General features: G+C 70.9%; 11 protein-coding genes. 5 read left to right on the top strand and 6 right to left on the bottom strand.

Going from position 1 to position 12,141, the window contains the following annotated elements; genetic code table 11:
• Nucleotides 1-646: 646 nt before the first annotated feature.
• The gene (locus OHS59_RS30930; RefSeq protein ID WP_328496628.1) at nucleotides 647-1,342 is read left to right on the top strand and encodes a hypothetical protein; all 696 of its coding nucleotides are present in this window, start codon (nucleotides 647-649) and stop codon (nucleotides 1,340-1,342) included.
• 5 nt (nucleotides 1,343-1,347) lie between these two features.
• On the top strand, nucleotides 1,348-2,160 hold the full coding sequence (locus OHS59_RS30935) for a hypothetical protein (protein WP_328496629.1): 813 nt from the start codon (nucleotides 1,348-1,350) through the stop codon (nucleotides 2,158-2,160).
• A 63-nt stretch (nucleotides 2,161-2,223) separates the two neighbouring features.
• On the opposite strand, the gene OHS59_RS30940 is transcribed toward OHS59_RS30935, so the two are convergent.
• Nucleotides 2,224-2,628: a J-domain-containing protein gene (locus OHS59_RS30940; protein WP_328496630.1), complete on the bottom strand. Its 405-nt coding sequence runs from the start codon at nucleotides 2,626-2,628 to the stop codon at nucleotides 2,224-2,226.
• A 255-nt stretch (nucleotides 2,629-2,883) separates the two neighbouring features.
• Between OHS59_RS30940 and OHS59_RS30945 the strand changes: the two genes are divergently transcribed.
• Nucleotides 2,884-3,288: a hypothetical protein gene (locus tag OHS59_RS30945; protein WP_328496631.1), complete on the top strand. Its 405-nt coding sequence runs from the start codon at nucleotides 2,884-2,886 to the stop codon at nucleotides 3,286-3,288.
• Nucleotides 3,289-3,412: 124 nt separating this feature from the next.
• Here OHS59_RS30945 and OHS59_RS30950 read toward each other — a convergent pair whose 3' ends face one another.
• Nucleotides 3,413-4,084, bottom strand: coding sequence for an O-methyltransferase (locus OHS59_RS30950; RefSeq protein ID WP_328496632.1), 672 nt, complete (start codon nucleotides 4,082-4,084; stop codon nucleotides 3,413-3,415).
• 324 nt (nucleotides 4,085-4,408) lie between these two features.
• Between OHS59_RS30950 and OHS59_RS30955 the strand changes: the two genes are divergently transcribed.
• Nucleotides 4,409-6,559, top strand: coding sequence for a bifunctional glycosyltransferase 87/phosphatase PAP2 family protein (locus tag OHS59_RS30955; RefSeq protein WP_328496633.1), 2,151 nt, complete (start codon nucleotides 4,409-4,411; stop codon nucleotides 6,557-6,559).
• Here OHS59_RS30955 and OHS59_RS30960 read toward each other — a convergent pair.
• Nucleotides 6,513-8,147, bottom strand: a complete 1,635-nt coding sequence (locus tag OHS59_RS30960; protein ID WP_443061528.1) for a hypothetical protein — start codon at nucleotides 8,145-8,147, stop codon at nucleotides 6,513-6,515. The two genes, OHS59_RS30955 and OHS59_RS30960, sit on opposite strands and share 47 nt — an antisense overlap.
• A gap of 125 nt (nucleotides 8,148-8,272) precedes the next feature.
• Nucleotides 8,273-9,517, bottom strand: coding sequence for a cytochrome P450 (locus tag OHS59_RS30965; protein ID WP_328496635.1), 1,245 nt, complete (start codon nucleotides 9,515-9,517; stop codon nucleotides 8,273-8,275).
• A gap of 353 nt (nucleotides 9,518-9,870) precedes the next feature.
• On the opposite strand from OHS59_RS30965, the gene OHS59_RS30970 reads away from it, so the two are divergent.
• Nucleotides 9,871-11,040, top strand: a complete 1,170-nt coding sequence (locus tag OHS59_RS30970) for a steroid 3-ketoacyl-CoA thiolase (RefSeq protein WP_328496636.1) — start codon at nucleotides 9,871-9,873, stop codon at nucleotides 11,038-11,040.
• Here OHS59_RS30970 and OHS59_RS30975 read toward each other — a convergent pair.
• Together OHS59_RS30975 and OHS59_RS30980 are read right to left on the bottom strand one after the other, a co-directional pair.
• Nucleotides 11,028-11,327 (bottom strand): DUF397 domain-containing protein, encoded by a 300-nt coding sequence (locus OHS59_RS30975; RefSeq protein ID WP_328496637.1) that lies wholly within the window; start codon nucleotides 11,325-11,327, stop codon nucleotides 11,028-11,030. The two genes, OHS59_RS30970 and OHS59_RS30975, sit on opposite strands and share 13 nt — an antisense overlap.
• Nucleotides 11,287-12,135 (bottom strand): helix-turn-helix domain-containing protein, encoded by an 849-nt coding sequence (locus OHS59_RS30980; RefSeq protein ID WP_328496638.1) that lies wholly within the window; start codon nucleotides 12,133-12,135, stop codon nucleotides 11,287-11,289. Before OHS59_RS30980 ends, OHS59_RS30975 begins: the two co-directional genes overlap by 41 nt.
• Nucleotides 12,136-12,141: the final 6 nt, after the last annotated feature.

Consider the following 12,141-nt stretch of genomic DNA (forward strand, 5'->3'; position numbering starts at 1 on the left):
CGCCCCACGGCCTGACCCGCGACCGCCCCGGGGCCCGGCCTCCCACCCGCGCGCGGATGAATGCCCCCGCCATCGACACGGCGCCCTCACCGACACGCTCCCGTCCCCGATACGGCACCGTCCGCGACCACCCGCCCGCAATGACCGGTCGGCGACGCCCCGCAAGCGCCGCGGCGACCGGTCGGCGACGACTTCCGGCGGGGACCGCTCCTCCGCGCCGCGCCCCCGGCGGCGACCGGCCCGCTGCCCCCGGTGGGAACCGGTCCAGGGCGATCGGTCCGTGTCTTGCCCCCGGCGGCGGTCGGGCCGCGGTGCCCCGTCCGCATCGCGCCCCCGGGCGGCGACCGGTCCGCGGCGACCGGTCCGCGTTGCGTCACCCGGCGGCGACCAGCCCGCGATGCCCTGTCCGCCTTGCGCCCTCCAGCGGGACCGGCCCGTGGTGCCCGGTTCGGGTCGCCCCCCCCCGGCGGCAGCCGCTCCGCGGTGCCCCGTCCGCGTCGCCCCCCGAGGGCGACGCCCCGCCCCCCCCGGGAGGGGCAGCGCCTCGATCGCCGCGTAGATCCGGACACCGTCCGTTTGTTAGGCGAAGTCCGGGCAACCCGAATGAAGAAGCGGCCCGCTGGGCCCAGAACCCGGAAGGCAATCCATGTCCACAGGCGTGATCATCGTTCTGATCGTGATCGTGGTGGCCCTCGTCGCCGCCGTGATCGCTCGGCTCGTGATGGCCCGCGGGGCGGGCGGCGGGCAGAGCCTGAAGCGGCGCTTCGGGCCCGAGTACGACCGGGCGCTCGCCCGGCACGACGGCGACTCGAAGGCCGCCGAACGTGAGCTTGAGGAGCGCGTGCAGCAGCACGGTTCGCTGCGCGAGCAGCCGCTGGACCCCACGGCACGGGAGCGTTACGCGGTCCGCTGGACCGCGATCCAGGAGCAGTTCGTCGACTCGCCGCGCGACGCCGTCGTCGAGGCGGACCGGCTGCTCGCCGAGGTGGCGGGCGCGCGCGGCTTCCCGGCCGGCGACCGCTACGAGGAGCAGCTCTCCGCGCTCTCCGTGCACCACGCGCACCACGTGAACGGCTACCGCCGTGTCCACCTGGCCGCGCACCCGAACGGAGCCGGCGCGGACCGGGCCGACACGGAGGAGCTGCGTGAGTCCCTGGTCGAGGCCCGCGCCCTCTTCGAAGCCCTGACCACCGCCGACCGCCACGCCCGCGACGACAAGGCGCAGCTGCGGAAGGCCGACAGGGGCGAGGAGGAAGCGGCCGGGACCACTCGAACCGACAGCTCCCGCGGCCGTTCTCATGCGCCGTGGGCACTCAACAGGCGTCACGTCAAGGGGAGTTGATACGCATGCCGGACAACACCGCGGCAGGACCGTCCAGGGACCAGCGGGACCAGCGGGACGAGCGGGATGAGTTGGATGAGCGGGGCGATGTGACGAGGACGCCGGGTACGAGCGGCGCGAGGGAAACCGGCCACGACACGGTCCGTGAGGGCGTGGTGGGCCGCGAGGCCTCCACCCGGGCCCCCGAGGGCGGCGCGGCCCGGACGGGCTCCGGCGCGCGCGACGACGTGCTGGGCGGCCGGGACACGGCGGCTCAGGACCGGGCCCGTGAGGGGGGCCAGGACACGATGGTCGGCGGAAGGATCCCGGCCGTCCCGCGTACACCGGAGCAGGAGCGCTCACCGGGGCGTGAGGGCCGCGGCACAGGCAAGGCCCCGGGTGGTGTCGGGAGCGTGCCGAGCGGCACCGGTAAGGCCCTGAGCGGCACGGGTGGCACCGGCGGCACCGGGAATGTCACGGGCGGCCGGAGCGGCGCGTCCCGTGAGGGCATCCTGGGCGCCGAGGCCAGGGTGAACGCCGGCAGCACCGAGGGCTCAGGCGGACACGGACGGCTCATGCCGCACGACGAGGGCGACAAGTGGTCGCTGCGACTGCAGCACGCGGTCACCGAGTTCGTCGACTCGCCCCGCGGCTCGGTCGAGGAGGCGGACCAGGTGCTGCGGGAGGTCGCGGAGCGGATCACCGAGGCCGTCTCCCGGCGGCGGAGCGCCCTGGGCACGACCTGGCAGACCACCGGCGGCGACAAGGCCGACACGGAGCAACTGCGGCTGGCCCTGAAGGACTACCGCGAGCTGACGGAACGGCTCCTGAAGATATGAGCTGAGCAGGATCGATCGAGGTGGCCCCGCCCGGGCGCTGTGCCGGGGCGGGGCCACCTCGCGTCAGTGGGCGCGGCGCTCGTGCCAGTCGCGGACGATCTCCTCCACGTCGTACGGCTTGAGACCCAGCGGCGGTCCGGGCGGCGGCTTGAACATCATCTCGCGGATCTTCGCGTTGATCTCGGTGACGATCCGCCGCACCACCCGCTCCGACGGCGCGGCGGCGGCCTGTTCCAGCGCGTCCTCCGCCTCCTTGCGCAACTCCAGCGTCGGTGGCAGCACGGACATGCCCTCGCGGGCCATCTTCTGCTTGATCCACCACAGTTCGTCGTAGGACGTGTCGGGGCCGCTCGGCAACGGCTTGCCCGCACCGACGAGTTCGGTGAACTCGCCGCGGGCCTCCGCCTCGCGGATCTGCCGGTCGACCCACGTCTCGAAGCTGACTCCGGGAGGCTTGCGCTCGGTCATGGGTCCATTGTGCCGGAGGCCGTGCGGGAGCGGCGAGCGGTATGCGACCGTGCCGCACGGTATGGACCGCGTGTGCCCGGACGGTATGGACCGCATGTGCCGCACGGTATGGACCGCGCCGGACGATATGGGACTGTGCGGGACGATGTACGTCCGGGCGCTCTATCATTCGGCGGCGACACGTCGCCGGGCGTCAAACACGTTCCGGCGCGCGACAATTGGAACGCGGGAACGCGCGGGAACGAAGGAGCACACGTGCTCGAACTCACCATGGCCTCGGTGTCCGGGACGGACGCCGGCGCGACGGCCGGAATGCAGATGGCCGACGCGCCGAGCGAGCCCGGCGCCGTGCTGCGCGTGGGGCGCGACCGGGGCGCGTGCCGCCTCGCGACACCCGACGACTGGCTGTTCGTCTCGCGGGTCCACCTGGAGTTCCTGTGCGGACCCGAGGGGACCTGGCAGGTGACCTGGCTGCGGGGCACGCACGACGACCCGTCGTCCGAGGTGCGGTTCTCACTGGTCGGCGGGGGCGGCGGAGTCCAGCAGACGCTGCCGTACGGCGGGACGGCGAAGCTGCCCATGGGCGGTTCGGGCGAGCTGGTCATCATGGACCGCACGGGTCCGCGCAGCGTGAACGTGGGCTTCTACCAGGAGGTCTGAGACCCCGGGGCGGGGCCCCGCGCCGGCACACGAGCGCGGGGCTCCCGCCAACAGGTACGGCGTACGGCCACGGCGTACGGCCACGGCGTACGGCTATGCGTACGGCGCCGTGCGCGCCCGGCTCCTACGGCAGTACGCGCGCCAGCGCGAACCCGTCGTACCCCTTCACCCCGACCGTCTGGATCGCCGTGGCGGACACCTTGGGGTGCGCGGCGAAGATGTCGAGCGCCTCGCGGGTGCCCCGCACGCTCGGGTCCTCGGTGGTGGCGTCGGTGACCGCGCCGCCGCGGACGACGTTGTCGAGGATGATCAGGCTGCCCGGGCGGGTGAGCTTCAGGGCCCACTCCACGTAGCGCGGGTTGTTCACCTTGTCCGCGTCGATGAAGACCACGTCGAAGGGGGCGGGGTTCTCCTCGGCCAGCGTCTGCAGACCGATCAGCGCCGGTCCCACCCGGACCTCGGTGATCTTGTCCAGACCGGCGCGGGCGAGGTTGTGCCGGGCCACTTCGGCGTGTTGTTCGCTGTACTCCAGGGTGATCAGCCGGCCGTCCCCGGGGAGGGCGCGGGCCAGCCAGATGGTGCTGTAACCGCCGAGTGTGCCGATCTCCAGGATGCGGGTCGCGCCCTGGATCACGGCGAGCAGGTGCAGCAGCTTGCCCTGGTTGGGGGCGACGTTGATCTGCGGAAGTCCGGCGGCGTCGCTGTCGCGCAGCGCTTGGGTCAGGGCGTCGTCCGGCGGGGCGAGGAGCCCGGTGAAGTAGTCGTCCACGTCGTGCCAGAGCTGCGGCTCGGTCATGCGGTGAACCTTTCGTCTGTCTACTTAGTTGAGCTACTTAGTTGAGCTAACTAGTTCCGTAGCCGAATATAGCCGGTTACCCACACGTTGGGTGGTTGTATTCCCGTCACGGCCTCGCGTGGCGGCGTGCCGGGGAGCTTCTTTGGCCTTACAACACCTCCATCAGGACAAAAGACTGAAGGACGTCAGGTGAAGAGGGGGTTGCCTGCGTCTCACAACGGAGGTGGTGCGAGCCTCTAAGGGGTCGAACAGGAATCAGACGCATGAGACCCATGGGACTCATGGGGTGCAGCGGACGAAGCGGGGCGGGAGGGCCGACGGCAGGTGGCGAATGTGGAGCACGGCGGACGACCAGGTGACTTCGGAGCGACGGCACCCGGGACGGCGAAGGCGCGGCTGGGCCTGGTCCGCGCGGGCCTCTGGCTGATCGCCGCCGTCCTGGCGGTACGACAGGTGGCCGTCGTCCTGAGCACACCGAAGGGCGAACGTCTGACGGACCTGGAGACCTGGGTCGGACCCGACGGCGTGCTGCATGTGAACGGTTCGCTGTACGACTCGACGCGCTTCACGGGCACGCCGTTCGGCGGACTCGTCCTGAAGCCCCTCACCAAGGCGGCCGAGCAGGCCCTCGGCTGGGGCTGGACCTTCGGCACGCTGCTGCTGGTGGTCGCCCTCGGACTGGTCGCCGCCCGCGCCCTGCCACAGCCCGTGAGCCGTCGTACGGCGCTGCTGGCCGCACCTGTCGCGATCAGCCTCCTGATGCTGTCGCTGCCCGTGCGCAACACCCTGTATCTCGGCCAGACCAGCATCATCCCGGTCCTCCTCGTGCTCCTGGGCTGCTTCGCCGTGCGCGGGGAGCGGACGAGCGGGCTGCTGATCGGCCTCGCGGCGGCCCTGCAGCCCACCGTCCTGCTGTTCGCGCCGCTCCTGTGGTTCACCGGCCGCCGCCGGGCCGCCGTCTCCTCCGGGCTCACCTTCGCCGCGCTGACCGCGCTCGCGTGGGCCTCGATGCCGCACGACTCGTACACGTACTGGGTGCATCATCTGGCCGGGGTCGGGCTCGGCCGGCCAGCCGACGACCTCGGCAACCAGTCGCTGCACGGGGCGCTGCTGCGCATGGGCGTCGAGGGCCCGGTGGAGATCGGACTCTTCCTGACGCTCGGCACGGCCGTCGCCGTCCTCGGCCTGCGCCGCGCCGTGCGCTACGCCCGCGACGGACAGCTGCTGCTCGCCGTCGCGATCACCGGCTGCGTCGCCGTCGTCGTCGCGCCGACCACCTGGCAGCACCAGCTGCTGTGGGTCCTGCTCGCGATGGCCGGCCGGGTCGGCAAGAAGGCCGGCGACCGGTACGTGTGGCCGGTCGCCGTCGTCCTGGTGATGACGCTGCCCGCCAAGATGATGCTGCCGAACATGGCGTCGCTCTACCCGCTGCGCGACAACGTCGTCCTGATCGCCGCCCTCGCCGCGGCGACCGCGGTTCCGTTCCTGTCCCGCACCTCCGAGTACTACCGCTCGCCGATCCCGACGCGGTACGCGGAGCCGGTGCCCACCAGGTGGAAGCGCGTACCCCTGCTGCCGTTCCTGCGCCGGGTCCTCACCCGGCCGAACCTGCTCCTCGAACTGCTGCTGATCCGCGTCGGCTACTCCGCGTACCAGCAGGTCAGGCTCGCGGCGACGGGTGGCACCAACACCGGGGGCCGGGCCGTCGCCGAGCAGCACGGCGAGCAGATCCACTCGATCGAGAAGTTCTTCTTCATCGACATCGAGCACTGGGTGAACCACGCGGTCGTGAAGGTCGGGTGGCTGGAGGACTTCTTCAACTTCTACTACTCGTCGTTCCACTTCCTGGTCCCGCTGAGCGTCCTGGGCGTCCTGTACGCCCGCCGGCCCGCCGAGTACCGCTGGGCCCGTGCGGCGCTCGGCTTCGCCACGCTGTTCGCGCTCGTCGGGTTCTGGCTCTACCCGCTGGCCCCGCCGCGGCTGATGCCCGAGCTCGGTTTCATCGACACCGTGCACGGTGTGCAGGACTTCTCCCAGCCGGACTACGGGACGCTGACCGCGCTCACCAACCAGTACGCGGCGATGCCCTCGCTGCACTTCGGCTGGTCGCTGTGGTGCGGGCTCGTCATCGCGATCCTCGCCCCCAAGTGGTGGATGAAGGCCCTCGGCCTGCTGCACCCGCTGTTCACGGTCTCCGCGATCGTGGCGACCGGCAACCACTGGGTCCTGGACGCGGTGGGCGGCGCGGCCGTCGTCGGCGCCGGCTTCGGGCTGACCTACCTGCTCCAGGGCCCCAGGCCCCGCCCGCTCGCGAAAGCGGCAGGCAAGCCAGGAGAGGCCGAAGCGGCCGAGGGGGCCGAGGGGGCGGACAACACGGAAGGCTCCGGGGGCTCCGGCGGGTCCGGCGGGTCCGGCGGGTCCGAGGAGGTCAGCATCGTGGGGCCGGCCCCGGCGAAGGGCCGTAACCCGAACTGATCCGGTACTCGCCCGGCTCGGTCACCGTCAGCCGTGTGAACTCGCCGTCCTTTTCGAGGCAGCCGCCCTCGGCGTACAGCCAGGGCGAGAAGGCGACCCGCACGGTCACCGGGCCGGGGCGCGGGACCCGCACCACGACCGCGGCGCTGTCGGCCCGCACGACCGAGGCGGGCGCCGACACCAGCGGGACCGCCCCGCGCACCCGGTAGACCCGCCAGTTCGCGTCCCGCCACACCGGCTCCAGCCACGGGGTGCCGTTCCTCACCAGGCGCGCCTCGTCCTCCGCGAAGCCGTCCGGCTTCCCCGAGGGCAGCACCACGAAGCCGACCGCCCACCGGTCGAGCCAGGCCCGGTAGGTCTTCTCCGAGAACGTCCCGTCGTAGAAGAGCCGCCCGCGCTCCATGTCCAGCTGCCGGTTCCAGCCCCGCGCCAGGTTCACGTGCGGGGCCAGCGCGGTGGCCTCGCGGTGGTTGCGGGCCGGGACCACCTCGACGCGCGTACGGTCGGCGCCCAGCCGGTCCAGAGCCTCCACGACGCTGGTCGTGTCGTGGGCCCAGGCGGGCACCACCGTCGACACCTCCAGGTCGTCGACCGTCTTCTTGCCGACCCAGCACACGGAGAACACCAGCGCCATGGTCAGCGCGACGCGACGCCTCGTACGGGCGGGGGACGAACCCGGCACCGCGAGCAGCGCGGCCAGCAGGGCGGCGGGGGCGAACAGCTCCGCGAGCCGCTCCACGTTCGTGCCGACCGGCGAGGGCACCAGATACGCGAGGACCGTCCCGGCCGCGTACACGACGGCGCCCCAGCGCAGCACCCGCCAGCCGCGCGGGGCCAGTGTCAGCACGACGACGCCGATCAGTACCGGCGGCCAGATCCGGGCGGCGGGCATCAGCTGCTCGCCGGTGAACGGGAAGAGCAGGGTGGTCGCGCCCACCACCACGACCGGGGGCACGATCAGCGCGGCGGCCCGCGCCCTGTCCCGTACGAGGGCGTGGCCGGCCCCCGCGACGACCAGGAACAGGCCCGCCACGGGGCTCGCCATGGCCGCCAGCGCCGCGTACGCGACGGCGAGGGGTGTCCGCCGCTCCCGGGTCAGCAGCACACAGGCCGCGAGCCCCAGGGCGACGCCGAGCGCGAACGTCGTACGCCCCGAGGCGACGTTGCACCACAGGGCCAGCGACGCGAGGAGCGCCGGGCCGAGGGGGCGGCGGATCCCCGTACGGACGATGAGGGCGGCGGCCAGCCAGGCGGCCAGCAGTCCGGCCGCCACGGTGACCGTCCGCACGCCGAAGGCGGCCATCAGATAGGGCGAGATCAGGCTGTAGTTGGCGGTGTGCATCCCGCCGTACCAGAACAGGCTGTACGCCGAGCCGCCGTGCCGGGACGCGAAGTCGGCCCAGGCCTCCTGCGCGGCCAGATCGCCGCCGCCGGTGGCGAGGAACAACCACCACACCACGTACAGCGGCACGGTCGGGAGAGTGGCGAGGAGGGGCACCCGGTGCTGTGCCCAAACCGGTCGGAAGCCCCGCTTCCGGGCGGTCCGCGTGCCCTCCTGCCGGACGGGGGACAGTTCGGCTGGGACCACGGCTCGGCGTTTCCGTTCGAAGTCTTCGAAGGTGTGGGTTGGCTGTGCCACCTGAGAAGACGCTCGACGGACCGAAAACGTTCACCGGGTGCCGCCGGATGGGAAGCAGGCCCCGGGCCGGCGGGTCAGCCGACGCTGACCTGCAGCTCCTTCACTCCGTTGATCCAGGCCGAGCGCAGCCGGCGCGGGTCGCCGGCCAGGCGCACACCGGGCATCGCGTCGGCGATCGCGTTGAAGATGAGGTCGATCTCCAGGGTGGCCAGGGACTTGCCGAGGCAGAAGTGCGGGCCGCCGCCCCCGAAGCCGAGGTGCGGGTTCGGGTCGCGGTCGATGTCGAAGACCTCCGGTGTGTCGAAGACCTCCGGGTCGTTGTTGGCGGACGAGTAGAAGAGGCCGACGCGGTCGCCCTTCCTGATCTGCTTGCCGCCCAGTTCGGTGTCCTGGGTGGCCGTGCGCTGGAAGGCGACGATGGGTGTGGCCCAGCGGACGATCTCCTCCGCGGCGGTCGACGGGCGCTCCCGCTTGTAGAGGTCCCACTGGTCGGGGTGGGTGAGGAAGGCGTGCATGCCGTGCGTGATGGCGTTGCGGGTCGTCTCGTTGCCCGCGACGGCCAGCATCAGGACGAAGAAGCCGAACTCGTCGGAGGCGAGGTTGCCCTCGTCCTCGGCGGCCACCAGCGTGGTGACGATGTCCTTGGCGGGGCACTGCTTGCGGTCGGCCGACATGTTCATCGCGTAGGCGAGGATCTCGGTGGCGGCCTCCTGGCCGACCTCCTCGGTGATCGCGTACTCCGGGTCGTCGTACGCGATCATCTTGTTGGACCAGTCGAAGATCTTGGCGCGGTCGTCCTGCGGGATGCCGATCAGCTCCGCTATCGCCTGCAGGGGCAGCTCGCTGGCGACCTGGGTGACGAAGTCGAAGGAGCCGCCGGGGCCGGCGTTCGCGAGGGCGGTCTCGACGATCCGGCTCGCGCGGTTGTGGAGGTTCTCCTCCAGGGCGCGGATGGCGCGCGGGGTGAAGCCGCGCTGGACGATCTGGCGGACCCGGGTGTGCTCGGGCGGGTCCATGTTGAGCAGGATCAGCGACTGGGCGTCGATCGCGTCCCGCTCCATGTGCGGTCCGAAGCGGATGATCGCGGTGTTGAGGGTGGAGGAGAACAGCTCCGGGTGCGTGGAGACGTACTTGACGTCGGCGTGCCGGGTGACGGCCCAGTAGCCCTCGTCCCCGAAGCCGGCGAGGCCCGGCGCCTGGGGGATCCAGCGGACCGGTTCGGCCTGGCGCAGCTCGGCGAACTCCGGGAGGGGGATGCGGTGGTGCAGCAGATCGGGGTCGGTGAAATCGAACCCGTCGGGCAGCGCTGGACAGGGCATCGGCAACTCCAGGTCGTGCGACGGTCGGGTTGCGGCGGGCGGGGTGCGACGGTCGGGTTCTGACGGTCCATCAGGCACCGGGAATTGCCGTGAAGGTAGTAACGGGTTCTACAAGAGGCAAGAGGCGCGGCACCCCCAATTCGGCGCGCGCCTCGTTTCCGTACAAGCCTTCCCCGTGGGTCCGTTTCTGTGTGTGGTCCGTGCAGATCGCGACTTCGGGGGCTGCACGACCCTTGCGGTGGCGGACTCCGGGTCAGCAGACTGCACACAGAACTAGAACGCGTACTAGTTCAGCGTGGCGGGTGGGCCGGGACGCCCGCGCCGCGCGGGTGACCCGAGGAGAGGAACTCCCCATGGCCGCGGAACCCGTGATCGTCGAAGCCGTACGCACCCCCATCGGCAAGCGCGGCGGCGCGCTCGCCAATCTGCACCCCGCCTATCTGCTGGGCGAGACCTACCGTGAACTTCTCGGCCGTACCGGCATCCAGGCGGACTGCGTCGAGCAGATCGTCGGCGGCACGGTGACGCACGCCGGTGAGCAGTCCATGAATCCGGCGCGCACGGCCTGGCTGACGATGGGACTGCCGTACGAGACGGCGGCGACGACGGTCGACTGCCAGTGCGGTTCCTCCCAGCAGGCCTCGCACATGGTCGCCAACATGGTCGCGGCCGGCGTGATCGACGTCGGGATCTCGTGCGGTGTCGAGGCCATGTCGCGGGTGCCGCTGGGCTCCGGGTCCAAGCACGGACCGGGGAAGCCGTTCCCCGACGAGTCGAACGTGGACCTGCCGAACCAGTTCGAGGCGGCGGAGCGGATCGCGCGTCATCGTGCGCTGACGCGCGAGAACGTGGACTCGCTGGGCCTCATCTCGCAGGAGCGCGCGGCCGTCGCCTGGTCGGAGGAACGCTTCAAGCGCGAGACGTTCGCCGTTCAGGTGCCGACCACGGAGGACGAACAGCGGGCCGGGCAGGGCATGTGGCGGCTCGTCGACCGGGACGAGGGTCTGCGCGACACGTCCATGGAGGCCCTGGCCAAGCTGAAGCCGGTGATGCCCACCGCCGTCCACACGGCGGGCAACTCCTCCCAGATCTCCGACGGCGCCGCCGCCATCATGTGGGCGTCGAAACGGATGGCGCGGGCGCTGAAGCTCCGCCCGCGCGCCCGGATCGTCGCCCAGGCGCTGGTCGGCTCCGACCCGCACTTCCACCTCGACGGCCCGATCGACGCGACGAAGGCGGTCCTCGGCAAGGCCGGGATGACCTTCAAGGACATCGACATCGTCGAGATCAACGAGGCTTTCGCGTCAGTGGTGTTGAGCTGGACCCAGGTCTTCGAGCAGGACCTGGCGAAGGTGAACGTGAACGGCGGCGCGATAGCCCTGGGCCACCCGGTGGGCGCCACCGGGGCGCGACTCATCACCACGGCGCTTCATGAACTGGAGCGCAGGGAGAAGGAGTTCGCGCTTGTTGTGATGTGCGCGGGCGGGGCGTTGTCTACGGGGACGATCATTCAGCGGCTGTGAGCGGCCGTTGCCGTCCAGCTGAGGAACGTGGTGAACGCGGCGGGGTGGAGGGTGAGGGTTGGCCCCGCCGGTTTCTTGGAGTCGCGGACGGCGATGGTGGTGGCGGTGGTGGTCGTGGTGGGTATGTCGGCGACCTCGACGCAGTCGCCGCTCGTGTCGCCACTGTAGGTCGACTTGCGCCAGGTGACGGGGCCGAGTGGTGCGCACTCGACGCACGAGCCGCCCTGGTCCCCGCTGTAGCTGGACTTACGCCACTGGATCCTGGTCGGAATCGCGTTGTTCCGCATAGCGTTCCTCCATCACTCGCCGGATCAGCTCCGCCGATTCCCTCAAGGAGAGCGCGGCGGCCTGAAGATGATCGTAACGGAGTGAACAGTCCCTGACCGTGTCTGGGTTGGCGGTCGGATGCCCGCTTCCATAGCCCTCCGTGTAGACAATGGCCGGGTCGCTCGTGAAACGAAAGAGGTCGAACGAGCCTTGCAGTCCTGCATGTGCTCCGGCCGTGAACGGCAGTACCTGGATGTTGATCCGCGGGACGCCTTCGAAGCTCAACAGGTGCGCCAGTTGCCCTCGCATCGTTTCCGGCCCGCCCGTCACCTGGTAGAGCGCGGCCTCGCTGAGAATTGCCCAGAACAGTGGCGGCTCCTTCTTCTCGAAGATGCGCTGACGTGCCAGCCGTACGGCCGTGCGGTCGTCCAGGTCGCTCCGATCCAGTGCGCCGAGCACGCTACGCGCGTATGCCTCCGTCTGGAGGAGGCCATGCACCAGGTGCGTATGGAAGGTGCTCATTTCGACGGTGCGCGCTTCCAACTCGGCCACATGTTGGAACCATGCGGGTTGTTGACTGCGCATTACCAGTGCGACGAGTCGCGACAACAGCCCGCCCGTCCCCAGCGCCGCGTCCACCCGTTCGCTGAACTCCTGGGTCGGCAATTTGCGGGCCGTCTCGATCTGGCCGACCAGAGAACCGGTGTAGTTGACGATTTCACCAAGATTTTTCTGGGTGAGACCGGCGGCCTCCCGATGCCGCCGCAACTCGAATCCGTAGTAGTCGAGCGGTGATGCGCCTGGGTCGAGGACGTTGATGTGGGTCATGTACGG

Origin of the sequence: Streptomyces sp. NBC_00414 (assembly GCF_036038375.1) — a bacterium.
Taxonomy (GTDB): domain Bacteria; phylum Actinomycetota; class Actinomycetes; order Streptomycetales; family Streptomycetaceae; genus Streptomyces.